The sequence below is a fragment of the Inhella sp. genome (genome assembly GCF_027532025.1).
GTDB lineage: Bacteria > Pseudomonadota > Gammaproteobacteria > Burkholderiales > Burkholderiaceae_C > Inhella.
On record NZ_JAPZSY010000022.1, the window covers coordinates 1 to 23,549 of the forward strand.

Sequence of the window (23,549 nt, forward strand, 5' to 3'; positions counted from 1 at the left end):
ACCGTCGTGGCCGGCTCCTGACGTAGCCCGCCATGCGGCGTCGCCAGCGCCTAGCCTGTCGCCCCCGGGATCTCGGCGACGGCCTGGGCTTCTGCCGCGCAGACTCCTAGGAGTCCGAGGCTCGGCGCCCAATCCAGGGGCTCAGCCAAACTGATGCGGTGGCGATGGCAGTGCCCAGCGCAGCGCCTGCGATGGCATCGAGCACAACATGTTGCCGAATTGCAACGGTCGACCAAGTGATGGCCAGCACCCACAACCAGTTGGCCCAACGAAGGGGGTCCGGTGTGCGGATGGTGCGAAGCAGTCGGTCGACCCATATGGCGTTGAACACCGCTGTGGCCACATGCAGCGAGGGGCAGGCGTTGCCCGAAGCGTCCACGCCTTGCAAAAGGGCAAAGCCGGGGTAGGTTTGCACATCCACGTCCGGCGCCGGCACGGCGGTGGGCCAAAAATGGAAGATCAGAAGCCCGCAACTGCAAAGGGCGCCTGCCCAAAGCCCGTAGACCACCAACTCGCGCACGCGCAGCAACAGCCCTGGTGCAATGCCCACATACAACCACAGTGACCCATAAACCAGCAGTGCCTCAGGTTGGAAGGGCACCCAGGCGTCCAGCGAAGTGCGCGGCATCTCGAAGACGGGGTACTGGGGCGATCGCAAGGTGTGGAAGTAGCCGATGAAGAAGAGCCACATGAAGCCGCTGATGCCGACCACCTTCAACGGCAACAGGTACCAAAACCTGTCACGCAAGTCGGCCCACCAATTCGCGGTGGGGAGGGTGTTGACAGGGGTACAGCCAGATCGATTCATGAAGATGCGTTTGAGATAATCGCGGCAACTTGCACCAGCGCGTGCGTGGCTGCATTGCCATATGGCAGTCCCCCTCGGGTCCAGACGGGGCGCTCTCATCACCCCTCGTCCGTCGAATTTGCATGACCTCGGAGACTCTCGCCGCCCGCGATTCTGGGCCCTTGCGCCAATGCGAGGTCTTGATCATCGGCGGCGGTCCTGCGGGTTCCACGATGGCCACGTTGCTGGCGCGTCAAGGTCGCGACGTCATGTTGGTGGAAAAGGCCCACCACCCGCGCTTCCACATCGGTGCGTCGCTGCTGCCGGCGGGTGTTCCCTTGCTCGAGAAGCTGGGCGTTCGTGCCCAGGTGGAGGCCATTGGCATGCCCAAGTGGGGCGTTGAGTTTTGCTCGCCGCAGCACAGCCACCGGGCCTTCGTGGAGTTCGGCGACGCCTGGGACAAGAGCCTGCCCATGGCCTGGCAGGTGCGGCGCGCCGACTTTGACGACATCCTGTTCAAAAACGCGGCCGCCGCTGGCGCGCGCACGGCCGAGGGCTGTTGCGTTCGCCGCGTGGCCTTTGACGCCCAAGGCGCCGACGTTGAAACCGTCTTGGGCGACGGGGCCGTGCAACGCTGGCGTGCGAAGTTCGTCATCGACGCCAGCGGCCGCGACACCCTCTTGGCCACGCAGAACCAGTGGAAGCAGAAGAACCGGCGGCACAACAGCGCGGCGCTCTTCGGGCACTTCCGGGGTGCGAAGCGCCTGCCAGGCAAGCAGGAGGGCAACATCAGCATCTTTTGGTTCCAGCACGGCTGGTTCTGGTTCATCCCTTTGGCCGACGGCAGCACCAGCGTGGGTGCGGTGTGTTGGCCCAGCTACTTAAAGCAGCGCAAAAAGCCGCTGAAAGAGTTCTTCGCCGACACCATCGCCCTGGCGCCTGAACTGGCGCGACGGTTGGACGGGGCGGCGCTGGTGGATGACCACGTTTGGGCCACGGGCAACTACAGCTACAGAGCCGACCGCTGCGCGGGCGACCGTTTCTTGATGCTGGGCGACGCCTATGCTTTCATCGACCCGGTGTTCTCGTCGGGCGTTTTCTTGGCGATGCAAAACGCCTTTGACGGCGCCGAGGTGGTGGCCAAGGCCCTGGATGCCCCCGAGGACTACCCGGCAGCGCGGCGTCAGTTCGAGCGACGCATGCGGCACGGCCCCCGAGAGTTTTCTTGGTTCATTCACCGGATGACGAACCCCATGCTGCGCGAGCTGTTCATGCACCCGCGCAACCCGCTGCGCATGCAGGAGGCGGTGATGTCGCTTCTGGCGGGCGACATCTACGGCAAGACGCCGATTTGGGCGTCGCTGGCGGCGTTCAAAGGTGTGTATTACTTGGGCTCCTTGTTCTCATTGCCGCGCACGCTGAGCGCTTGGCTTGCCCGGCGCCGGTTGATTCGGGACGTGGGCGCCGTACGTGGCGAAAACGTCATCGCTGATCCCTTATGAAGCACGTTGACGACTTGTCGCGCGAGACTCACTTGCGCGTGCCCAATGCTTTGCGCGCCTGCCGCCTCAGCCCCACCGAATGGCGCGAAGGCCAGCGCCAAGAAGGACTCGTCCTTGGGGGCTTGGCCTGGGGCTGGGGGGGTGACTCGAGCGGATTGGCCGCGCTGGATACGCCCCTGCTGGTCTCCACATGTCCGTTTGCCGATGTGTGGGTGACCCAGGGCGATGCGCTGCGCTGCGGACAAAGTGGCAGCGTGCGATGGCAGACCGATGGGCAATGGGCCTTCGGCCAGCTCAACCTGCCCGAGGCCGACGGCGCGCTGGAGCAAACCGCTTACCGTGCGTACCGCGACCTGTTTGCGGCGCTCGACGACTGCGGCTGCCCGCAGTTGCTCCGGCTTTGGAATTACTTGCCCCGCATCAATGCCGACGGTGGCGGGCTGGAGCGTTACCGACAGTTCAACATCGGTCGCCAGCAGGCTTTCATGGACGCCCAGCGCGACCCATTCGAAGGGGCGCCGGCTGCCTGTGCCTTGGGCACGGCGGGGCCTACTCTGGGCGGCTTGAGCGTTCGCTTTTTGGCGGGCAGGGTGGCGCCGCGGCCGGTGGAAAACCCACGGCAGGTGCCGGCTTACCGCTACAGCCGCACGTACGGGCCGCGCGCGCCGACTTTCTCGCGTGCGGCGTTGGCCGACGCGGGCGGGGGACGGTTGGCGCTGCTGGTGTCGGGCACGGCCAGCATCGTTGGCGAGCACACGGTGCACCACGATGACGTGGTGGCCCAGACCTTAGAGACGTTGCGCAATTTGCAGGCAGTGATCGACAGCGCCCACCAAGGCGGAAGCGCCCGCTACACGCTGGGCGGCCTGCAGCCTACTGTGTACGTGCGACACGCCGCCGACGCGGTCGCGGTGCGCCAGGTGCTGGCCCAGGCCGAGCCTGCGTGGCGCGACGCACCTTGCGTGCAGGCTGACATCTGCCGGGCCGATTTGCTGGTGGAAATAGAAGCCCATGCCTTCGCGCCAGGGGCCCTGTTGTGAACGCATTGCGCTGGATGGGCGCGCCAGTGCTGTGGCTGGCCCTGCAAGTGATGCTGCTCCTGCTGGGGCTGGGCTCTTTGCTGTGGAACGCGGTGGCGTTGGTCTTGTACCCGCTGTTGTCGCGCGAGACCGGCCGGCGCGTGGGCCGCGCCGGCATTGCCGCGGGCTACCGCCTGTTTTGGGTGATGGCGCGCGCCGTGGGCATGATGCGTCTGCACTCCGAGCCCTTGGACGCCCTGCGCGACGAAGGGGGGCTGATCGTGGTCGCCAACCACCCCAGCATGCTCGACGCCATGATGCTGGTGGCCCGCTTGCCTCGCAGTGCCTGCATCATGAAGGCCAGCTTGATGCGCAACCCGTTTCTGGCGCCGGGCGCCCGCCTGGCCCGCTACATCCGCAACGATTCGCCCCGCGGGCTGGTGAGGCTGGCGGTGCAAGACCTGAAGCAAGGCGGCCAGTTGGTGCTGTTCCCGGAGGGCACGCGCACCACGAAGCCGCCGGTGAACGCCTTTCGTGGGGGCGTGTCCTTCGCCAAGCGCGCAGGGGTGCCGATCCAAACCGTGTTCATCGACACCTCGTCGCCCTACCTCTGCAAAGGCTGGCCGCTGTGGCGGCTGCCGCCCCTGCCGATCGTGTTCAAGGTCCGTTTGGGCCGCCGGTTTGAGCCTTCCGATGACCCAGCCGCCCAAATGCGCGAACTCGAGTCCTACTTTGCGGCTGGCGTGCGCCAAACGCCGCCACTGTGCGGTATCCACCCATGACGACGACGCCTTCCTCGACGCACATGGTGCTCATTCCCAGCTACAACACGGGCGAGCAGGTATACGCCACCGTGCGCGCCGCGCGCGCCCAATGGGCGCCAGTGTGGGTGGTGGTGGATGGCAGCACCGACGGCACCGCCGAAGGCCTGCAAGCCATGGCGGCCACCGACCCTGGTTTGCGTGTGTGGGTCTTGCCGCAGAACAGCGGCAAGGGCGCGGCCGTGTTGCAGGGCCTGCAGCAGGCTCAGGTCGAAGGCTTCACCCACGCGCTGGCCATGGACAGCGACGGCCAGCACCCGGCCGACTTGATCCCATCCTTCATGCAGGCCTCGATGGCCCGACCCGACACCATGGTGCTGGGCCGCCCGGTGTTCGATGCCAGCGCGCCCTTGTTGCGGGTGCGCGGTCGTCGCGTGTCCAACTGGTGGACCAACCTTGAAACCTTGGGTGCCGGCGTGGCCGACTCGCTCTATGGCTTCCGCGTCTACCCCGTGGCCGCGTTGGCGGCGGTGATGGTCCGCCAGCCCTGGATGCGCCGCTTCGACTTCGATACCGAGGCCGTCGTGCGCTTGGCCTGGCGCGGGGTGAAGCCTGTGAACCTGGACGCGCCGGTGAAGTACTTGCGCGCCGACGAGGGCGGCGTCTCGCACTTCCGCTACGTGCGCGACAACGTGTTGCTGACCTGGATGCACACCCGCCTGATGGTCGAGTTTGTGCTGCGCCTGCCCGTGCTGGTGTGGCGCAAAGCGGCCGGGCGGCCGCCCTTCCAGCGCTGACGGCTTAAACGGCGTACGCGGCTTCAGCGGCTTCAGCCGCCAGCGCGTCAGCGCTGGGGAAGAGCAGGCTGTGCGCCGGCTTTTCCAGTGCCTGCGGCGGCAGCAGCGCCTTCAGCGCGCTGCCATCCAAGCCTGGGTGTTCTTCTAGGCCGCGCTGAAGCAACTCGCCCGCCAACTGTTGGAGGGTCAATGCCGCTTGCCGGATGCGCTGGCGGAAGGCTTCGTCGCTGAGTCCGGCGTCGTGCAGGCTGCGGTTGAGCTCCACGAACCAAGGCACGGAAGCCTGGTCCAGCATCACCGGCAGGTTGCGGCGCTGGCTGACGGTGCCCCAGGCGCGCAGGAAGTGCTGCACCTCGATGTTGAGCTGCTGGCACACCGCCAGCTCGTCGCGCAGGTGGCCCAGCGAGGCTAGGTCGGTCAGGCGCTCCTGGCAGAACATCTGGGCCAACACGCTCCAGTAGTAGGTGTAGTCCCAAATGACCTTGGTGGGCAGCACCTCGGGGTCGCCGAACAGGCCGTACTGGTCAACGTACAGCGCCAGCGTGCTGTCGTAAAACGAGCGGAATACCTGCTCGTACACCTGCGTGTGGGCCGCCAAGCGCTGGCCGGCGCGGTCGCGCGCGATCAGCTCGGTGATGTAGGTGTTGCCGATGGCGATGAAGTCGCTGCCGGGTGAGTAGAACGGGTCGAGGAAGCGGCCGGCTTCGCCGGCCAATGCCCAGCGTTGGTCGCTGAACACCTGGCTGCAGTCGTAGCTGAAGCGCTTGAAGAAAGCGAAGTCCTGCAGCTTGTCGCGCTTGCCGTCGAGGTCGTCGAACAGCGCGGGCTGGAACTCGCGCAGCCAGTCCATCGCCTTCTCGAAGGTGTTCATCCGGTCCAGCGGGTGGTACTTCGGGTCGGCCACGATGCCGACCGAGTGCGAGCCCGAGGCCAGGGGGATGAGCCACACCCAGTAGCCCGCGCCCACCAGGTGGTTGGTGGACAGCCAGCGGGTGGGGGTGACGCAGCGCGAACGCCAAGCGGCCGCGGCTGTTGCTTCTTCATCGCCGCTGTTCTCGCCTTCCAGCGGCCATGCGTCCAGGTGGATGCGATCGCTGATGCGGAACCAGACGGCATGCGCGGCGTGCGCGTTGTCGCGCGACAAGCCCAGCTTGCGCTTGATGAGGCCCGCGCGCCCGCAGGCGTCGATCACCCAGCGGGCCTGCGTCGTCACCAGGTCTTCGCCGGTGCGTTGCCAGTGCACGGTGTGCAGGCTGCCGTCGTCGCTCAGGTCGACTTGGCGGATCATGGCGTCGTCGATGAAGCGGATGCCGCGGCGTTGGCATTCTTCGCCGAGGAAGTTTTCGAATATCCCGCGGTCGATTTGGTAGCTCGCCACCGGCAGCGGGCGGCTGGCGCCCAACTCGGTGACGCGGTGCAGGTCGCGCCGGCCCTCGCTGAAAAAGAAGCGAAACCCGAACTTGCGCAGCTGTTCGCCCTGCAGGTGCTCGCGCAGGCCCAAGGTGTGCTCGAAGTAGTGCGCGCCGATCTCCACGCTGCTTTCGCCGACCTTGTGGCAGGCCACTGGCACGGGGTGGGGGCGGCGCTCAAGCACCTGCACGTTGAGGTCGGGCAGGCGCTGGCGCAGTTGCAAGGCCAGCGTCATGCCGGCCAAGCCGCCGCCCATGATCAAGACGTCGGTGGGGGTGGGAACGGGTTCGGTGTGCATCGGGAGATCAAAAACGGCGCTGACGCCGGTATTCAACGCATTGTGCGCAAGTGCAACAAGCCCTTGGGGCCCAAGGGCAGTTGCAGTTCTTCGCGCGCTCCGGGCTGGGCTTCGAGGCGCGCCAGTGCCTCGAAAAGTGGCAGCGCGTCGGCCATGGCATTGCCCGCCAGGGCCTGGGCCGCCGGGCTTTGAAGCGTGCTGGACAGCGCACTGCCAGGCTGCACCGCCCAGTCCAGCACGGCGCGGGTGGCGGCGCTGCGTTCGGGCGCCAACACCAGGGCCACGCCCAGCAGCCCGCGGCTGCGCGTGACCGAGGCCAGCGCGCCCCGCGCGTCAGTGTCAAAGCCCGCCAGCAGAACGGGGGTGTGCTCGGTGGCGGCTTGGGTGGCGGCTTCCAGCAGGCCGAGGGCGAAGCTGGTGTCGAAGCCGGCGACGGCGCTGCTGGGCGCGTGGCAGCCGGTGGCCATGGCCCAGTAGCCCGAGGCGGCGTTGTGCACCGAGTGGTGGAAGCGCGTGGGCGACAGCAGCGCCGGGTCGTTGGCCAGGGTGCTGCACAGCGCGTCGACCACGGCCAAGTCGCCATGGGCGGAGGTGAAGACGCTGGGCAAGCTCGCGGCGTCGCGCCCGGCCATGGCCACTGCTGCTGCGGCCACTTCCAGTGCCACCAGCACGCCATCAGGCGCGCGGCGTCGCTCGTTGGCGGCCAGCAGCGCGGGGCTGGGGCGGCTGGCCAGTGGCGCCTCAGCGGCAGGTGTGGGCATGCCCTGGAGCGCCGGTGCGGCAGCGGCCCAGCCAGGCAGGGCCGGTGACCACAAGGCCAGGCCTTCGACGTACAGCCGGTGGAATGCGGGGGTGCTCATGCGGTGGCCCCGGTTGCGCGCCCGAACACGAGCACGCAGTTGTTGCCGCCGAAGCCAAAGGAGTGACTGGCCGCGTGTCGCACGGGCGCGGGCACCGGCTGCAGGCGCAGTTGCTCGGCGAACACCGGGCCGAACTGCGGGTCGGGAGCCGGGGTGTGGGCGCTGCCGGCCCGGAGGTCTTGTTCCAAAGCCAGCAGGCACACCACCGCTTCCAACAAGCCGGCCGCGCCCATGGTGTGGCCGGTCAGGCCCTTGGTGGCGCAGGCGTGCACCGTGGGGGGGTAGCGACGGGCCACCAGCGCGGCTTCCACTTCGTCGTTGGCCGGCGTGGCGGTGCCGTGCAGGTTGACGAAGTCGATCTGTTCGCTCGACAGGCCGGCCCGCGCCAGCGCGGCGTTCAGGGCCAACTCGGCCCCCAGGCCTTGCGGGTGCGGGGCCGACATGTGGTGCGCGTCGTTGGCTTCGCCGTCACCCAGCAAGCACAGGGCCGCGGCCGGGGTGTCGGCGTCCTGGCGCTGCACCAGGGCAAAGGCAGCGGCCTCGCCCAGGCTGATGCCCTTGCGCGCCGCGCCGAAGGGCTGGCAGGGCGCGTCGGCCAAGAGCCCCAGCGACCGAAAGCCGAACAGCAGGCTGGCGCTGAGTGCCTCGACGCCAGCGACCACCACGGCATCGACGACGCCCGCTTGCAGCCAGCGCCGCGCGCTGCCGAAGGCTTTGGCACTGGACGAACACGCGGTGGACACCGTGACCGCTGGTCCCTCAAGACCCAGCGCTTGCTGCACGAAGGCCGCCAACGCGTGGGGGGTGTTCAAGCGCGGATTGCGGCGCCCGATGGGGAAGGCCCCGTCGGCATCCAGTTGCCGGTAAGCGGCCTCGGAATCGCCGATGGTCGATGCCGAGGTGCCCAGCACCAGGCCCACGCGGGCCGCGCCCCAGCGCGCTCGGGCCGCGGCCACGACGGTCATGAAGTCGTCTTGCTGCAAGGCTTGCCAGGCCAAACGCGTGGGGCGGCAGTCCCAGTCGGCCAGCGTGGTTGGCAGGGGCTGCGTGGCCAGGGCGTCGAGCGCTCCCACCCAAGCCGTCGGAACTTGTGAGGTGCCCGCCCAGCGGGGCGCGTTGTCGGGTGTCAACGCCTGCAGGCCGCTGGTGTTGGCGCGCAGCGCTGCGGCCAGGGCCGGCAGCCCAACGCCGGCGGCGCACGAGGCGGTGTAGGCCTGAACAACGAGCGGCGTCATGGGGCAGAGCGGCCAGGGGCCGGATTCGCGCAGCGGCTGTCGGCCAGCAGGCCTTGGTCCAGCCAGCTTTGCCACAGCGCACGCCACGCCGGCCAGTCGTGGCCTCCCGGAGTGGTGTTCACGCGGTCGTGGGGCAGCAGTTCGGCGAAGCGGCGGTGGGCGCTGGCGAAGCGATCGCCCAGGCCGTAGCCCAAATGCACGGACGGCAGCGCGGACTCGGGCGTGGCGAAGGTGCGCCACAGCTCGCGGTCGAGTTCGTCGCTGGCGTCGGGATCGTTGGCGTCCAGGCCGGCGGCGCGCCAAGCGCGGGCGCCGCCCGCGTCGTCGATCTGCTGCGTGAGGCGCCGGGGGCCCAAGTAGGGTGCGAGGGCCAGCACACCGTCGATCTCGGCCCCGTGGCGCACGGCGTAGCCCAGCGCGCCCATGCCGCCCAGCGAAATGCCCACCAGCCAAATGCGGCGGTAGCCCTCGGCTCGCGCGGGCAGCACCACCTCATCGCGCAGTCGGCGCAACACGCTGTGGTCGCTGTAGTAGCCGAGGTGGCTGTCGACGATGAGCACGTCGGCGTGCACGCCGCGTTCGTGCATCGCTTGCGGGAAGCCGGCTTCGATGAACTCAGGCGGCCGGCTGTAGGCCCCGGGAAGCATGACCACCAGGGTGTCGGAGCGGCCGGGGCAGGGGCTGGGGTGACGCAGCGAATTCATGCGAGGAAGAACAGGAGGCGCCAGCAGGCTGCAGCCGCTGACTGCGCCAAGGACGGCCAGGACGGCGGCTGAGGTCAGGCCGCGCCCCATGAGCCGCCTGCGCTGCGGCTGCCTGGGTGCGGCCGTGGGCATCAGCGGTAGCCTTGTTCGTTGGCGCTGTGGATGATCCAGATGAGGTGAGCGTTGGTGTCGAAGCCAGCCGCGCCCGCGAAGATCAGCCGCCCCTGGCCTTTGTAGACCACTTCGTGGCGATAGCGGTCGCTCCCGAAGTTGAAGGGGATCCAGGCCTTGCCCGTCATGTAACTGCCTTGGTCGGTTGGCGTACCCACCAAGTCCATGACTTGCTTGAGCGGCATGCCGATCTTCAGTTGTGTGAACTTGCTGCCCGGAGCCGGTTTGCCGGTGATCTCGCCTTCCCAGTTGTTCAAGCCCGTGACCTTCAGGCCGTAGCCGGACTCGACCTTCTTGGGGTCGATGACCTCGCCGCGTTCGTTCATGCCGGGGCCAATCTTCGGGCCGGCGGGAGTCGTCGCCGCGGCTGGCGCTGGCGCTGTGTCGGATTTGCTTGAGCCGCCGATGGGGCCGGAGACGTTGGCGCAGGCGGCAAGGGTCAATGTGGCAATAAGCAGGGCCAGGCGCAAGGCGCTGCAGGAACTGGTTTGAGACATGGGGCGGGTCCTTCTGGAGATCCGAGTTTGTGGAGCCGCGGCCAAGGCTGCGGGCGCGGCATCGTAAGCGCACCCACCATGCCCGAGCAGGGATATTGGGCCCTCGCTATCGTCCACGGGCGTCGGGTCGAAAGCCATCCCGCCAGCGAACGACGCGACTGAATTTGAAAGCTCCTGTCTCATGGCTGAACTCCAACAGCAGCGCGTTCCGCTCTCGCTGCCTCGAATCGCACGACGTCGCTTCTTGGCCGCTGGCGCGGCGCTGCCCGTTTTGGGGTTGGCCGGCTGCAGCACCCCCTTGCCCTTGGTCCGGTCTGAAGCGGTCGCGCACGATCCCGCGGCTGAGCGCTTGCTGCAGCAGAGCGCCGACGAGCATGGCTGGGGCGCATACCTGGGGCTTCAGGACATTAATGTGCGCTATGAGGGCGCGTGGCGGCCGCTGATCGACCGCGTGCAGCCCGTGGTGGTCGACAAAGGCTTTCGCGGCAGCTCAGAAGAACGCCTGATGCCGCAGGCCGGCGTGGTGGCGCAGGCCTTCACCGGGCCGGCTGGCAGCAAGCATGTGTTGTGGCAGCGCGGCCAAGCCGGCGCGGTGCACCCCGGGCAGGTGGCGGTTTGGTTCAACGGCCAGCCCAGCACGCAGGCCGCCGCCGATGCGGCGGCAGCGCTGGTGGCCGAGGCCTATGGTTTGTTCCTGCTCGGACCGCTGTGGTTGGCCGGGCAGGGCCACGCGATGCAACTGGGGGGCAAAGCGCGCGTGGACGGCCGTGCATGCCAGGTGGTGCAGGTGTGGAAACGCCCGGGTTTGGGCCGCGTGGCCTTGGACCGCGTGGCCGCGTTCATCGACGCCGAGCTCGGCATCGTGCGCCGCGTTCGGTTCACGCTGGAGGGCTTTGCGAACACGCAGGGCGCCGTGGCCGAGGTGGACACCTTCGAACACCAGCGCCGCTTTGGCGTGCTTTGGCCGATGCGCAGTTACGAGGAGGTGGTGCACCCCATTCGCCTGCCCGCGCACGATTGGCGCATCGTGGGCTTGGACGTGAATCGCGGGTACGGGCTGGCGGCTCTGAACGGACCGAGCTTCTCGGGTGCGGCGGCGGCGCCGGCGGCCCCGCTGTGACGCACTGGCCCCAGGCTCAGTACAGCCCGCCGTTGACCGAGATCACCTGGCCGGTGACGTAGCCCGCGGCGGGGCTGGCCAGGAAACCGGCCAAGGCGGCCACCTCTTCGGGCGTGCCGGCGCGCTTGGCGGGCACCATGCGTTCGATCATGGCTTGGTCGAAGCTGCCGTCGGCCATGGGCGACGCGATGATGCCCGGTGCGATGGCGTTCACCGTCACGCCGCGGCTGGCCACCTCTTGGCTCAGCGACTTGGTGGCGCTGTTCAGCGCGCCTTTGGCCGCCGAGTAATTGACCTGCCCGCGGTTGCCCGACAGCGCGGCCACCGAAGAGATGTTGATCACCCGCCCCCAGCGCGTGCGCAGCATGGGCAGCATCAGCGGTTGGGTGACGCGGAAGAACCCGTGCAGCGAGACGTCGATGACGCGGTGCCACTGCTCGGCGCGCATGCCGGGAAACACGGCGTCGTCGTGGATGCCGGCGTTGTTGACCACGATTTGCACCGCGCCGCCCGCCAGCATGTTCGCCACGGCGTCGGCGGTGGCGGCGTCGTTCGTGAGGTCGAAGACCATCGTCTCGGCGCTGCCGCCAGCGGCTTTCAATTCATCGGCCAGCGCTTGCACCGCGTCCGCGTTGGCGTTGGCGTGCAGCAGCAGGTGCGCGCCGTCGGCGGCTAAGCGGCGCGCGATGGCGGCGCCCAAGGCGCCGCTGGCGCCGGTGACGAGGGCGCGTTTGCCTTGCAGGGAGAGGGGGGTGGCAGTCATCGGCGTGGTTCGGAAGGGGGTCAGGGCGCGGCCGTGGCGGCCGGGCGGGGCAAGGGGGTGTTGAGCACCACGGTGGCGCGGCCGTCCACCAGCAGGCGGCCGGCTTCGTCGCGCAGTTCGAACTGGTAGAGCGCTTGTGCTTCGGCGCCGGCCAGGCGGGTGACGCTGACCAGGAGCGCGCCGGGCACGTCGTCCAGGCGAGCCACGTGCAGGTTCACGCCCCGCGCTGCCGCGAGGAAGCCGGCCGAGGGCGCAGTGCCCGGCGGCGCAGTGAGGCCGCCGTGCAAGGCCATGACCTGGGAGGCGTACTCGATCGCCACCGGCGACAGCAAGCCCCCGGGCGAGCGCAAGGGGTTGGTGGTGTCACGGTGGCTGGTGGCGCGACACAGGGCTCGTTCGGGGTCCCACTTCAGCAGGGCGTCCAGCAAGCACATGCTGCCGCTGTGCGGGATGCGCGCGGCGATGCCGTCGCGGTCGAGCGTGGCGGGGTGCATGGAGGTGTTCGTGGGGGTGAGGGGGGCGTTCATGCGGCCGTCACCGTCAGCGCCAAGCTCAGGCCTGGCAGGCCCTCCATCACCACGGCGCTGTCGCCCCCCCGCGCCAGCGCTTGCAGCAAGGGCAGCGCCCGCGCAGCGGGCACGCCCAGTCGAAGCCGATCCAAGTCGTCGTGGTCGCAGACGGTCGGTGCGGCCTCGGACACCAACTGCAGACCGAGGCTGGGGCCGCCTGCCGCGACCGGCGCCAGCACCAAGGCCACGCCAAAGGCGTCGCGCGTCGGCCGTTTGGCGTCCAGCGGGGCCGGGTAGGGCACGTCGGCCGCCACCAACAGCACCGGGGCGCCCGTGGCCGTCACTTGGGTCATGGCTTCTAGAAGGCCTGCGCCAAAGCTGGCGTCGTGCGCGGCCAGGCTGGTGGATGGGGCCATGCCCTGCACCGCGATGTGCCAGTAGCCACCGGGTGCGTTGTGCACCGAGTTGGTGAAGCGCGTGGGCGAGACCAAGCGCTCGGGTGCGGCCAGCGACTCGCACAGCGCGTGGCAGTTGGAGGGCTCGCCGGTGGACGAGGTGAACACGGTGGGCAGGGCGGCCGCGTCCAGACCGGATGCCGCCACGGCTTGGTCGGCCGCCACGAGGCTCACCTTCACCACCGGCCCGGCGCGGCGCCGTTCGGTCGGGGGCAGGCGTTGCGGCGGTGGCACCACGGTGGGGCCGTCGACCCAGGTGGATGCGTCGCGCAAGGCGGCAGCGCCTTGGGTCCAGTCGGGCAGGCCCGGGCCGAGCAGGCCGATGCCCAGAACCTTCACGTTCAACGCGCTCACGAGGGGGCTCCCAAAAGCAGGCTGGCATTGCTGCCGCCAAAGCCGAATGAATTGCTGGCTACGACTTGGAGCGGTGCCTGCAGCGGCTCGCGCAGCAGCTGCGCGTGCAGCGCGGGGTCTTGCGTTTGCAAGTTCAGGCTGGGCGGCGCCAGGCCGTGTTCCAGGGCCAGCAGCGCGATGCTGGCTTCCACGCCGCCTGCCGCGCCCAGCGTGTGGCCGGTGAAGCCTTTGGTGCTGCTGCAGGGCGTGGCCGTGCCGAACACGGCGCAAACGGCGCGGTCCTCGGCGGCGTCGTTGCCCGGCGTGGCGGTGCCGTGCAGGTTGAGGTAGTCCACCTGCGCGGGCGTTAGGCCCGCCTGGGCCAGCGCCGCGCGCATGGCCAGTGCCGCGCCAGCGCCCTCAGGGTGCGGGCTGCTCATGTGGTGGCCGTCGCTGCTCTCGCCGGCGCCCAGCAACCAGCCCATGGGGCGGGCTGGTCCGCCGTTGCGCTCCAGCAGGGCAAAGGCTGCGGCCTCGCCGATGGACAGGCCGGCGCGGTCGGCGTCCCAGGGGCGGCAGATCTCGCTCGAGGTCAACTCCAGGGCCTTGAAGCCGTACAGCGTGGTCATGCACAGGCTGTCCACCCCCCCCACCACGGCGGCGTCCACCAGACCCAGGCGGATGGCGCGCTGGGCCGCGGCGTACACCTTGGCGCTGGACGAGCAGGCCGTGGACACCACGTGCGCCGGCCCCTGAAGGCCCAGCGCGGCGCGCACGTAGCGCGCCACCGAGGCGGTGTTGTGCGTTTCGCCGTAGTGCAAGGCGTCGGGCAACGCGCCGGTACTTGGGTCGCGCTCCCGGTAGGCCAGTTCGGTTTGCAAGATGCCCGAGGTGCTGGTGCCCAGGAACACGCCCACGCGCATGGCGCCCCAGCGAGCGGCGGTGGACTGCACGGCATCGGCAAAGCCGTCGGTGCGCAGTGCCAACTCGGCCAAGCGGTTGTTGCGGCAGTCGTAGGTGGCCAGTTCGTCGCGCCAGTCGAGGTCGTCCAAGCCCTCTACAACGCCCAACCAAGAGCCGATGTCGGCAGTTTCGAAGCCGCGTCGCACCAGGCCGCTGCGGCCGTCGCGCAGGGCCTCGAAGGTGGCCGCGCGGCCGTGGCCCAGGGCGGTGACCAGGGTGTGGTGAGTGATAGGGATCGGGGTCATGGGATTCTCGGAATCAAAGCGTGGCCACGAGCAGCACGTTGGCGAAGGGCGTCCCCGCGCTCATCGGCACAAGCTGCACGCGAAAGCCCAAGGCCAGCAGGGCCGCTTCCCACTGCGCCAAGCTGCGGCCGTAGGTGGGTGGCGCGCGATGTCCTCGCACCCAGGTGACGACCAGGTCGACCCACTGGCTCACGCGAAAGCCGCGCAGGTCGTCCATGTCGCCCACGCGCAGCAACAGCCGACCGTTCGGGCGCAGAGCGTCGCGCACACGCATCAACAGGGCGTCCTGCGCAGCGTGGTCCACGTAGTGGAGCACGTCGAGGATGACGACCAAGTCACAGGGCGGCAAATCGGTGTGACGCATGTCGCCGCAGACGAAGCGCGGACGCTCGCTGTCCGTCAGCGCTAGGCCACCGACCGAGGCTTGCGCCCGTTGCACGTCGCGTGGCATGAGCTCGATGCCGGTGTAGGCCGTGACCACCGGGGCGGCCGGCCAGGCCGCCGGCCAGTCGCCCTCGCGCGCCAACTCGGCGCCGCGGTGCAGCAGGCTCACCATCAGGCCTTGGCCGCAACCGATGTCCACCACGCGACCGCCTTGGCCAAAATCGCCGCGCTCCAACATGCCGCGGAACACCGGGTCGCGACCGAGCTTGCCGCGCGCGAAATGCCAAGCGAAGCGGCCCGCGGCCCTGTAGGGGGCGGTGGCCTTGTCGATCAGGCGGCGCCAAGCGTCGTCGTCCGCGCGGGTGCGCCGTGGGGTGTGTTCGGTGATGCTCATGGCGAATGCCGGGCCGGCAGCGCCGCCCGCAAGGTGGTGGGGTGCAGGCCGGCGTCGCGGGCGGCGTGCAGCAGGGGGGGGAGCACCTCCAGCAGCACGGGCTGACCGCTCGCGGTGCGCCGCGCGTGGCCGTCGTGCAGCAGCAGGATGTCGCCTGCCGCCAGGGCGCGCGCTTGCGGGCCGATCAGGCGGCGCAGCACGCGGGCGGGATCGCCCTCGCGCGTGTCGAAGCCGCGCCGGGTCCAACTCACCAAGTGCAACCCGAGGCGGTGCAGCACCGGGTCCAACAGGGGGTTGCGCAGCCCGGCGGGCGCGCGGAAGCAGTGCGGCGCTTGGCCCGTCAAGTCGGCCAGCAGGGCTTGGGCGCTACCGATCTCCTGGGCCAAGGCTCGCGGCCCGCGCATTGAAAAATCGTGCCGGTGCCGCAGGCTGTGGTTCTGCACGTCATGGCCGCGGCGTACGATCTCGCGCACCAGCCCGGCGTGCTGCGCCGCGCGCTGCGCGATGACGAAGAAGGTGGCCCGCACGCTGGCCTCGTCCAGCAGGTCGAGCGCCGCGGGGGTGACCTCGGGGTCGGGGCCGTCGTCCAGCGTCAGCGCGAACTCCCGGCGTGCCACCGCGGCCGCCGGCAGGGATCGCACGTTAGGTCCCAACAGCGCGCTGCGCGGCCAAAGACCAGCGGCCGTCAGCCCTACGTGGTTGAGCACGACGCTACCCAAAGCCCAAGGCCAAGTCCCGGGCTCCCACAACGCGGCGGTCCCGGCGGCCGCGTGCAGGCCCAGGCTGGCTTGCAACACAGGGGGCCAAGGCCAAGAGGGGGTGGAGCGCTCAGCGGGCGCGGGCATGGGGCACGGAGGCGACAGCAAAGTGGCAGGGAGCGGGGCGGGCCGGCACTGAGGCGCCACCGATGGGCGCACGTCCAGTGCACTGGGCCGATCCAGGCGCCGCAGCCCTTCAAAAAATTCTGTCACAACGGCTGAGCGGCCGTGCGCGCCGGGCTGACAAAGGCGCCCGCCAGCACCAAGGCCAAAAGGGCGCCCGGTGCCACCACGGCACCGATGGCCGACAGGGCCCGGATGTCCGACACCGCAATCAGGCCGAAACCGATCACCGTCGTGAGGTTGGCCAGCAGCAGAGAGGCGAGCGTGTCGTCGTCCGCCACGCCGCCACCGTGCTGCAGCATGTCGAAGAACAAGGCGTAGTTCGACCCCACGGCCACCACCAGCAACAAGCCCACGAGGTGCAAGATGCCCATGGGCACTTGCAACAGCGCCAAGCCGCCCAAGCACAGCAACACGGCCAGCAGCAGCGGCTGACTTACCGCCAGCACGCGGCGACCTTGGCGCAGCGCCACAGCCATCAGCAGCAAGACCCCCAGCCCGCCCAGCGCCGCTTGCCCACGCGCTTCGCTCAGGTAGCGGCTGTACATGCGACCGAGCTCGCCCCCAACGTCGATGGCCTGCGTTTGCGGCAGGTCGGCCAGGGCGGCGCGCACCTTCTCGATGTCCACCGTCGCGCCCGACGCCTGGACCGGCAGCAGCACCGTCCAGTGGCCGTCGGGGTGTTGCAGCGTGAGTGCGTCCAGCAGCGGCGCCAAGGCACTGGCTCGAGCCATGTCGGGCGTGGCCAGCGGCAACTGGCGGGCCTGGGCAACAGCCTCCACAAAAGGCGTCAGGCGTGTGGCGCGCAAGGGCCCATTGGCGGTGGCTTCGGCCAAGGCCACCTCCAGTGCCGCGGGGTCGGGCAAGGCCGCCTGACGCTGCCGCTGTGTTTGCAAGCTGGGCAGAAAGCGCGTGATGCTGTCAAAGCCAGCAATGGTTTGCGTGTTGACCAGGTCTTCCAGGCGCAAGGCTGCGGCTTCGGCGCGCTGCAGCGTGGTCTCGGCGTCGGGACCCTGCACCACGACGAAAGCGCCGCCGTCGCTGCCGCTGGTGATGTCAGCACGCAAGCTGGCGTCGAGCGCCAGGGCCTCTTTCGAAACAGGGCTGAGCGAGGACAACTCGGCCTTCCAGAGGCCTTCTCGCTGCACCACCAGCACCACCGAGGCCAAGCCCAGCGCCAGCCACAGCCAGCGCGTGCGGGGCAGCACCGCAATCGCGGCACGCGCCGCGCGGCCCATGGGGCGCCGCAGGCCTTCGCCACGGGCGCCGTCGGGCATCAACACCGGCAGCACGAAGCGGGTCGTCAGCACCGCACCCACCAACCCGGCCAGCGAAAACACCCCCAACTGCTGCAGCCCTGGGAAGCCGGAAAACAGCAAGGCCGTGAAGCCGCACAGTGAGGTCAGCAGGCCCAGGCGCACCGTGGGCCAGTTGCCGCGCAGCCAATGCCGCCACCCGGTGCCGCTGTGGCCGCGGGCCTGGATGAGGTAGTAGATGGCGTAGTCCACGGCCTCGCCGATCAGCGTGGCGCCAAAGCCCAAGGTGATGCCGTGCACGTTGCCGAACAGCAGACTCACCGCCACGATGCCTGCCAGGATGCCCGAGGCCACCGGCAGCATCGCCACGCCCAAGGCCAGCGGCGATGCGAACGCCGCCAGCAGCAGCGCGCTCATCACCAGCGTGCCGGTCAGTGCCAGCCACTCCACCTCGGCCTTGATCTGCGCGCGACTGTCAACCGAGAACACCGGCGCGCCACTGACGAGCAAGTGCAGGCCCGGGGCCTGCAACTGGGCGAAGCTCTGGCGAACGGTCTCGATGGCCGCTTGCTGCGCGTCGAGGTCGGCCCCGTCTCCGCGAATGGTGGCCATCATCACGGCGCGCGGCGGCGTGCCGCCGGCCTCGCGCGAGACCCACACGCCGCCGTCGGTGCGGGGCGACTTCACCGGGATCATGCTCTCCGCGATGCGCTGCACCTCGCCCGTTGGATCTTGCTCCAACAGCGGCTTCAAGGCCGTTCCTGCCGGCGTACCCAGCAGCGACAGTGTTTCGTTGATGCCTTCTCGAAGCCCATCCGCGGTGAATCGCTCTGGTGTGACCGCGGGGCTCAGCAGATAGCGGCGCTCCACCATCCACTGGCCGACCCCAGCCCAGGCGTCGTTCTCGCCATTGCTCACCTGGTCGAATCGCCCGCTGCTTCGAAGGGAGGCGGCCAACTGTTTTGACGCACCAGCGCGAGCCTCGACAGTGGAGCCCTCGATGCCGATGAACAAGGTGCGCGACGGCACGCCGTTGCGGATCTGGTCGATCAGCACCTGCTGCTTGGCGTCGGTCGTGGCCGGCAGGAACGCCGACAGGTCCGCCGTGAACGGCGTGCGCGTGATTTGCCAGCCCGCCAGGGCCATGGCAACCAGCCACAGCAGCAGCACCGCTGCGCGATGGCGTGTTGTCAGCGCGGCCAGACCCGGGGCGCTGTTCACTTGCCGACCGAGGGGGCAGGGTTGGACGTCGGGACCTCGGGCATCGGCTCGACCAGCATCAGGGAGCGATCGCCGCCCACCAAGCGCAGGTCCAGGCTGCGGACATCAGGTCCCAGGCCCGAGATTTCCAACTGCTGCACTGTGCGTGCCAGCCGGCTGTCCAGCGGGGTCAAGCGCAAAATCCAGCGCGCTGCATTGCCGCTGACCTGGGCGCGGAAGTGGCGCTGCAAGGCGCTCGCGTCGCCGCTGAGCGTGCCGCGCATGGCCTCGGCGAGCGCCGCCACTTCGGGGACTGCATCCAGGGTCATTTGCCGCGTGCGCTTTCCGCGCTTGAGCAGCACCTGGTTGCCCTGCACCTCCATGCTCTCGGTGGTGGGCTCTTCGGTGAAGCGCGCGAAGCGGTCCGGTGCTTGGAAGGTCAGCCGCCCTCGTGCTTGCAAGGGGTAATCCAGCGACCCGACGGTGCGCTCTTCGGTGAACCGAGCCTCGCCGCCCTTGCGTTCCGCCAGCACGGCCATGAGCGCGCCCAAGTCAAAGGCCGGGGTTGGTGCCTGCGCTCGCGATGCGCTGGGACCCATCGCCATCAGCCCCATCGCAGCGGCCAAGCAGGCCCGGCGGGCGGCATCAGGCTGCTGCGTCTTCGTGCCAGTAGTCATAAAAGTTGAACCAGTTGTAGGGGGCTTCGAGGCACAGGGCCTCGAGCCTGCGCACATAGTCGGCCACGGCGGCAAGCACCAGGGCTTCGCGTTCGCCGGGGTCGGCGGGCGGTTGGCGAAAGTCGGCCAATTCTTCAAAGCGCACGTCGTACCGGTTGCCGCCTCGGTACAAGCCCACCATGAAGATCACGCGGCGGCGGAGCATCATCGCCAGACGCACGGGGCCGTCAGTGAATTGCGCAGGCATCCCCAAGAAGAGCCGCTCCACGCTGCCTTCTTGGACCGCTTGGCTGGGCATGTAGCGGTCGCCCATCAAACCGGTGAGCCCGCCTTTGTCCAGGAAATCTCGGATCGTCAGGGCCGAGCCGCGCTGGCCAATGGGGATGATGCTCACGTCGAAATCCGGTGCCAGCGCTTGCAGCACCGTGTGGATCATTCGGGCGTTCTCCGGGTACATCACCATGGCCACCGGAAGCTGACGTTTGCTTAAGCCTACCGCGTGCAGCGCTTCAAAGCTGCCAATGTGAGCGCCCACCAGGTACACGCCGCGGCCTTCGGCAAGTGCCGTTTCCATCACCGCGCCGCCGCAGATGCGCAGGTCGAACAAGTCCACGCGGCCTGCCGCGAACCAAACTCGGTCGAGCGCCACGGAGGCAAAGGCGTGGATGTGACGGTACAGATCGGTCCAGCCGGCTGGCCGGCCCAGCGCCCGCCCCAGGTAACGGCGCGAGGCGCGACGCGCGGCCGGCGCGAAAAGCAGGTAGTACAGCGCGATGGGGTGCAGCACCAGACGGGCCACGTGCCGGCCCAAATGGGTGGCGATCCAGGCGATGGTCTGGATTGCCAGCAGGTTGCTGCGCTCTGGCGTCGTACTCCAAGAACGCGCCGACTGCGGGTCTGCATCGGTGCTCATGCATTCTCCTCAGGCGCCGCACCGGCGGTCAGCAGCCCTTTGGCCACAGCACCATCGCCGCGCAAGACAGCGAAACCCACCCCACGGCCCTGGGGCTGCAGTTCTACTCGCAACTCGGTGTCTGGAAGCACCGGACTGATGAACTTGACGTTGTTGATCTGAGGCACAGAACCCAGGCGCGCGCGCAATTCGGGCGCGGCGTCCAAGGTGCGCATCACCAGCGACAGCAGGGCCACCCCCGGCAGTACCGGCTGGCCCGGGAAGTGGCCTGCGAAGGTCGGATGATCGCTGTCCACGACATAGCGGCCGGCTTGCGACAGGGCGTCGCGCGCGAACCGGGCCCAGTCTTGTGCCGTGAGCTTGCCCGTGGCGGTGCGCGGCAAAGCCGACACGTGCACCACGCGGCGCGGCACAAAGGCCGGCTCCAGGTGCTCGCGCAGGGCGTCAATCACGTCTTTGTCGCTGCGCTGGGGGGCCACCACAAAAGCCACCGGCCGCGCGACGCCGTCGGCTCGCTCCTCGGGCATCCAAAACGCGCCGTCCTCCACGCCGTCGATGCGGTTGAGGTGGAAGTTCAGGTGCGCCAGCGAGCTGCGCTTGCCCGCCACGTGGATCAAGTCGTTGGCGCGCCCCAGCAGACGGAAGTGCGTCGCATCGTCCAGTGCCAGCAAGTCCGCCAGGGGCGTCGGCTCCAGCACATGGCCGCCGTGTACGCAGAACTGTTCCCCGCCCTCGACCTCCTCGCGCCACACTCGCAGCCCGGTCAGCGCATGCCAGGTCTCGCCGGCCGTGGTGCGCCGCGTGGCCACTTGGCCGGCTTCGGTGCAGCCATAAATCTCGACCAAGGTGCCGCCGGTCGCGGTCTCGGCCGCTTGAGCTAGCTGTGGCGACAGTGGCGCGGTGGCCGACAGGAGCAAGGCCGTTGGCGGCAGCGGCAACTGGGCCAGAAGCAGTGTTTTCAGGTGAAACGGCGTGGTCACGAGCGCGCGCGGGGCGGGTACACCGGCGAGAGACTCGGCGATGTCGGCCGGGTAGAACGGCCGGTCGGCCTCAAAACAAGCGCCGCCCAGCAAGGCCAACAACACCGTCGATTCGAGTCCGTAGCTGTGCTGCGGTGGAACCGTCCCCACCAATGTCAGCCCCGCCAAGGACGGCTGTCCGCTCAGCGCTGCCAGTCGCTCGGCCTCAGCGACGATGTTCATCACCAAGGCGCCCCAGCGCTTGAGATGCGGCTGAGGGGCACCGGTGCTGCCACTGGTGAGCAAGCACACCGCCTCAAAGTCGGCCGGGACATCGGGCACCGTGGCGGCCTCGGCAGCGGTCTCCGCGGGCTGCACCAGCACCCGCTGCAGCCCGCCGACCTCCAGCGTGGCGTCGTCCACCATCGCGTAAGCCGAGGCTTGGCCCTCGGCGCCGGCAGCGCTCAGGCGCGCCATCGTCTCTGGCAGGGCATTGGGGGGCAACAGGCTGGTTTGCCTGCGGATCAGTGCCGCTGCCAAGCCCAGCGCAAACAGGTACCGGTCCTGGCACAGGTTGATCGGCTGGCCTGCCGCTGGCAGGTGCTCGGCCAGTGCCAGGGCCTGACCCAAGAAGCGGGCAGCGCTGACAGGCACGCCTCCCCGCCATGCCAAGGGCGCCTGAAGGTCTCGTGCCGTGAGCAGGGGCAGGGCGTTGGGGACAGCGGTGGCAGACATCGTGAGGACAAAGGTCGGAAGAGTCGGCCAGGGCTTAGCGCCCGGATGCGCGCCAGGCCTGGACCACCTGCCCCAAGCTCACGCGCTCGAACTCTGGGTGTCGCCGGTAGCGCAGAACGTGCTCTACCGCGAAGAACAAGGCCGCCGCCAGTGGCGTGAGCACATTGCAAAAGAACGACCACCAAGGCCAGGGAGCCAGGAGGTACAGGGCGATCGAAACGCCAATCATGGCCGCGAAGTAAAGCACCCAGACACCGGTCAACCAGCGCGTGTAAGCGCGCATGGCAGGCGTGAACTCACGGTGGATGCGCTCGGCCAGCAGGGTGATCAACGGCGTGCCGCCCGGGCGTAACGTGATCGCAAAGCCCCAACCCAGCAGCGCGTGGAGACAGGCGTGTTGCAACACATACAGCCGGTTCATGGAGGTGGAGCCGATGCAGAGCAAAGCGGCCAAAAGAGCCGTCGCCACCAGCGCAGCGGCCACAGTCCACAGGTTGCGCTTGACGGCGCCGGCCACCAGCAGGGACACGATCACTGGGCCCAGCAGCGTGGCCACCGCCCAGGGACTGTTGGGCCACCAGGTCATCAATGACCAACTCAGCAGCGCATAGGCCGAAAGGGCGGCTGCAGCAGCCAGCAGTCGCCAGCGGGGCATGGGGTCTACTTGGTGCGGTGCTGCGCCACGTGGGCCGCCAAACTGCGCAGCGACCGGAAGATCTGGTGGTTGTTCTCGTCGTCAGAGCGCAGTTGGAAGCCGTATCGATGCGAGACCTCCAACGCGACCTCCAAGATGTCGATCGAATCCAGCCCCAACCCGTCCCCGTAGAGCGCTCCGGTGGGGTCGATGTCAGCGGGCTGAACGTCCAAGTTCAAAGCCTGCACAAAGAGCTCAGCCAACTCGCGCTCCAACACGGGCGTGGCTGGTGCAGCAGCAGCGACAGTAACGGGGGTCGGCTCTAACACGGGAATTGCCTCTCAATTGGCCGCGTCGAGCGGCTGCGGTAAACCGCGAATTGTAGGCGGGTCGTCGATTTGTGATCGCTTCGTGACGGTTGCCGCTCCATCAGCAAGTTATCGGATCTCTTTCGCCCCGATCGCCCGTGCGCACTGCTTTTCTTCGAATCGGCGCGCAATCCATCCGGCAGATGTTCATGGAAGCCGGCAGCTGGCGCTGGTGGTACGGCACCCTCCAGGTGCAAGGCGAAACGCTGCACGTCGGCGCGCTGCCGGGCAAGGTGGGCATCACCGCACCGGGGGACGAACACGTGGCCACGGTGGTGCAGGTCGTGCAACCCAAGCCCATGGAGGGTGGCAAGGTCTTGGTCGATGCCCAAGTCTTGGCGCGTGGGCTGCAGACCGAAGGCAAGATGGCGCTGTACGGTCTGGTCTTCGACACCGGCAGGACCGAGATCAAGCCGTAAAGCCAGCCCCAGCTGGAAGCGATGGCCAACTTGCTGCGCCGCCAGCCGGCGCTTCAGGCGTTTGTGGTGGGCCACACCGACAGCCAAGGGGGGCTCGACGCCAACCTTGCCTTGTCGCGGGCCCGGGCCCAGGCCGTGGTGGATGCGCTGGCCAAGGGCCACCAGATCGATCTCAAGCAGTTGACGGCCGCCGGAGTGGCCAGCTACGCGCCCATGGCGAGCAATGCCGCCGAGGCTGGCCGAGCGATGAACCGGCGGGTGGAGTTGGCGGTGCGCTGACCAGCCACTGCTCTTCGCAAC

General features: G+C 68.8%; 25 protein-coding genes. 7 read left to right on the forward strand and 18 right to left on the reverse strand.

The genetic code is table 11. From position 1 onward, the window contains the following. Positions 1–106: 106 nt before the first annotated feature. Positions 107–748: a phosphatase PAP2 family protein gene (locus O9335_RS04370; RefSeq protein ID WP_298384091.1), complete on the reverse strand. Its 642-nt coding sequence runs from the start codon at positions 746–748 to the stop codon at positions 107–109. Between the two features lie 182 nt (positions 749–930). Between O9335_RS04370 and O9335_RS04375 the strand changes: the two genes are divergently transcribed. Genes O9335_RS04375 through O9335_RS04390 form a run of 4 tightly spaced genes read left to right on the forward strand, consistent with a single transcriptional unit; the run spans position 931 to position 4,866 of the window. Next, on the forward strand, positions 931–2,289 hold the full coding sequence (locus O9335_RS04375) for an NAD(P)/FAD-dependent oxidoreductase (RefSeq protein ID WP_298384094.1): 1,359 nt from the start codon (positions 931–933) through the stop codon (positions 2,287–2,289). After that, entirely contained in the window at positions 2,286–3,329 is a 1,044-nt protein-coding gene (locus O9335_RS04380) for a hypothetical protein (protein WP_298384097.1), read from the forward strand. Before O9335_RS04375 ends, O9335_RS04380 begins: the two co-directional genes overlap by 4 nt. Further along, positions 3,326–4,090, forward strand: a complete 765-nt coding sequence (locus O9335_RS04385; RefSeq protein WP_298384100.1) for a 1-acyl-sn-glycerol-3-phosphate acyltransferase — start codon at positions 3,326–3,328, stop codon at positions 4,088–4,090. Before O9335_RS04380 ends, O9335_RS04385 begins: the two co-directional genes overlap by 4 nt. After that, complete coding sequence (locus O9335_RS04390) at positions 4,087–4,866, forward strand: glycosyltransferase family 2 protein (RefSeq protein WP_298384103.1); 780 nt, start codon at positions 4,087–4,089, stop codon at positions 4,864–4,866. The genes O9335_RS04385 and O9335_RS04390 overlap by 4 nt, the downstream gene beginning before the upstream one ends. Positions 4,867–4,870: 4 nt before the next feature. Here the strand turns inward: O9335_RS04390 and O9335_RS04395 are convergent, their stop codons facing one another. From O9335_RS04395 to O9335_RS04415, 5 genes are all read right to left on the reverse strand, one after another. After that, a complete protein-coding gene (locus O9335_RS04395) occupies positions 4,871–6,574 on the reverse strand; it encodes an NAD(P)/FAD-dependent oxidoreductase (protein ID WP_298384106.1) in 1,704 nt (567 codons plus the stop codon). A 32-nt stretch (positions 6,575–6,606) separates the two neighbouring features. Next, a complete protein-coding gene (locus tag O9335_RS04400) occupies positions 6,607–7,434 on the reverse strand; it encodes a beta-ketoacyl synthase chain length factor (protein WP_298384109.1) in 828 nt (275 codons plus the stop codon). Beyond that, a complete protein-coding gene (locus O9335_RS04405) occupies positions 7,431–8,669 on the reverse strand; it encodes a beta-ketoacyl-ACP synthase (protein ID WP_298384112.1) in 1,239 nt (412 codons plus the stop codon). The genes O9335_RS04400 and O9335_RS04405 overlap by 4 nt, the downstream gene beginning before the upstream one ends. Continuing rightward, positions 8,666–9,373, reverse strand: a complete 708-nt coding sequence (locus O9335_RS04410; protein WP_298384115.1) for an alpha/beta hydrolase-fold protein — start codon at positions 9,371–9,373, stop codon at positions 8,666–8,668. The genes O9335_RS04405 and O9335_RS04410 overlap by 4 nt, the downstream gene beginning before the upstream one ends. A 131-nt stretch (positions 9,374–9,504) precedes the next feature. Then, positions 9,505–10,041 carry a hypothetical protein gene (locus O9335_RS04415; protein WP_298384117.1) on the reverse strand — a complete coding sequence of 179 codons (537 nt, stop codon included), beginning with the start codon at positions 10,039–10,041 and terminating at the stop codon, positions 9,505–9,507. A gap of 181 nt (positions 10,042–10,222) precedes the next feature. On the opposite strand from O9335_RS04415, the gene O9335_RS04420 reads away from it, so the two are divergent. Continuing rightward, entirely contained in the window at positions 10,223–11,161 is a 939-nt protein-coding gene (locus O9335_RS04420) for a hypothetical protein (protein ID WP_298384120.1), read from the forward strand. A 16-nt stretch (positions 11,162–11,177) separates the two neighbouring features. Here O9335_RS04420 and fabG read toward each other — a convergent pair whose 3' ends face one another. The 12 genes from fabG to O9335_RS04480 all read right to left on the reverse strand — a co-directional run bounded on the left by fabG (position 11,178) and on the right by O9335_RS04480 (position 22,797). Continuing rightward, positions 11,178–11,924 (reverse strand): 3-oxoacyl-ACP reductase FabG, encoded by a 747-nt coding sequence (gene fabG, locus O9335_RS04425; RefSeq protein WP_298384123.1) that lies wholly within the window; start codon positions 11,922–11,924, stop codon positions 11,178–11,180. 20 nt (positions 11,925–11,944) lie between these two features. After that, complete coding sequence (locus O9335_RS04430) at positions 11,945–12,451, reverse strand: hydroxymyristoyl-ACP dehydratase (protein WP_298384126.1); 507 nt, start codon at positions 12,449–12,451, stop codon at positions 11,945–11,947. Further along, positions 12,448–13,242 carry a beta-ketoacyl synthase chain length factor gene (locus O9335_RS04435; RefSeq protein WP_298384128.1) on the reverse strand — a complete coding sequence of 265 codons (795 nt, stop codon included), beginning with the start codon at positions 13,240–13,242 and terminating at the stop codon, positions 12,448–12,450. The genes O9335_RS04430 and O9335_RS04435 overlap by 4 nt, the downstream gene beginning before the upstream one ends. Beyond that, positions 13,239–14,429: a beta-ketoacyl-[acyl-carrier-protein] synthase family protein gene (locus tag O9335_RS04440; RefSeq protein WP_298384131.1), complete on the reverse strand. Its 1,191-nt coding sequence runs from the start codon at positions 14,427–14,429 to the stop codon at positions 13,239–13,241. The genes O9335_RS04435 and O9335_RS04440 overlap by 4 nt, the downstream gene beginning before the upstream one ends. Positions 14,430–14,442: 13 nt before the next feature. After that, positions 14,443–15,207, reverse strand: a complete 765-nt coding sequence (locus O9335_RS04445) for a trans-aconitate 2-methyltransferase (protein ID WP_298384134.1) — start codon at positions 15,205–15,207, stop codon at positions 14,443–14,445. Then, positions 15,204–16,052 carry a polysaccharide deacetylase family protein gene (locus O9335_RS04450; protein ID WP_298384137.1) on the reverse strand — a complete coding sequence of 283 codons (849 nt, stop codon included), beginning with the start codon at positions 16,050–16,052 and terminating at the stop codon, positions 15,204–15,206. The genes O9335_RS04445 and O9335_RS04450 overlap by 4 nt, the downstream gene beginning before the upstream one ends. 122 nt (positions 16,053–16,174) lie before the next feature. Continuing rightward, the gene (locus O9335_RS04455) at positions 16,175–18,565 is read right to left on the reverse strand and encodes an MMPL family transporter (RefSeq protein ID WP_298384139.1); all 2,391 of its coding nucleotides are present in this window, start codon (positions 18,563–18,565) and stop codon (positions 16,175–16,177) included. After that, positions 18,562–19,221, reverse strand: a complete 660-nt coding sequence (locus O9335_RS04460) for a LolA-related protein (protein ID WP_298384142.1) — start codon at positions 19,219–19,221, stop codon at positions 18,562–18,564. Before O9335_RS04460 ends, O9335_RS04455 begins: the two co-directional genes overlap by 4 nt. Then, positions 19,190–20,134, reverse strand: a complete 945-nt coding sequence (locus tag O9335_RS04465) for an acyl-CoA synthetase (protein WP_298384144.1) — start codon at positions 20,132–20,134, stop codon at positions 19,190–19,192. The genes O9335_RS04460 and O9335_RS04465 overlap by 32 nt, the downstream gene beginning before the upstream one ends. After that, positions 20,131–21,828 (reverse strand): AMP-binding protein, encoded by a 1,698-nt coding sequence (locus tag O9335_RS04470; protein WP_298384147.1) that lies wholly within the window; start codon positions 21,826–21,828, stop codon positions 20,131–20,133. The genes O9335_RS04465 and O9335_RS04470 overlap by 4 nt, the downstream gene beginning before the upstream one ends. A gap of 34 nt (positions 21,829–21,862) precedes the next feature. Beyond that, entirely contained in the window at positions 21,863–22,483 is a 621-nt protein-coding gene (locus tag O9335_RS04475; RefSeq protein WP_298384150.1) for a hypothetical protein, read from the reverse strand. A gap of 5 nt (positions 22,484–22,488) precedes the next feature. After that, positions 22,489–22,797, reverse strand: coding sequence for a phosphopantetheine-binding protein (locus tag O9335_RS04480; protein WP_298384221.1), 309 nt, complete (start codon positions 22,795–22,797; stop codon positions 22,489–22,491). Between the two features lie 131 nt (positions 22,798–22,928). Between O9335_RS04480 and O9335_RS04485 the strand changes: the two genes are divergently transcribed. Both O9335_RS04485 and O9335_RS04490 read left to right on the forward strand, forming a co-directional pair. Further along, on the forward strand, positions 22,929–23,249 hold the full coding sequence (locus tag O9335_RS04485) for a hypothetical protein (RefSeq protein ID WP_298384151.1): 321 nt from the start codon (positions 22,929–22,931) through the stop codon (positions 23,247–23,249). 12 nt (positions 23,250–23,261) lie between these two features. Further along, entirely contained in the window at positions 23,262–23,528 is a 267-nt protein-coding gene (locus tag O9335_RS04490; protein ID WP_298384224.1) for an OmpA family protein, read from the forward strand. The last annotated feature ends 21 nt before the right edge of the window (positions 23,529–23,549 follow it).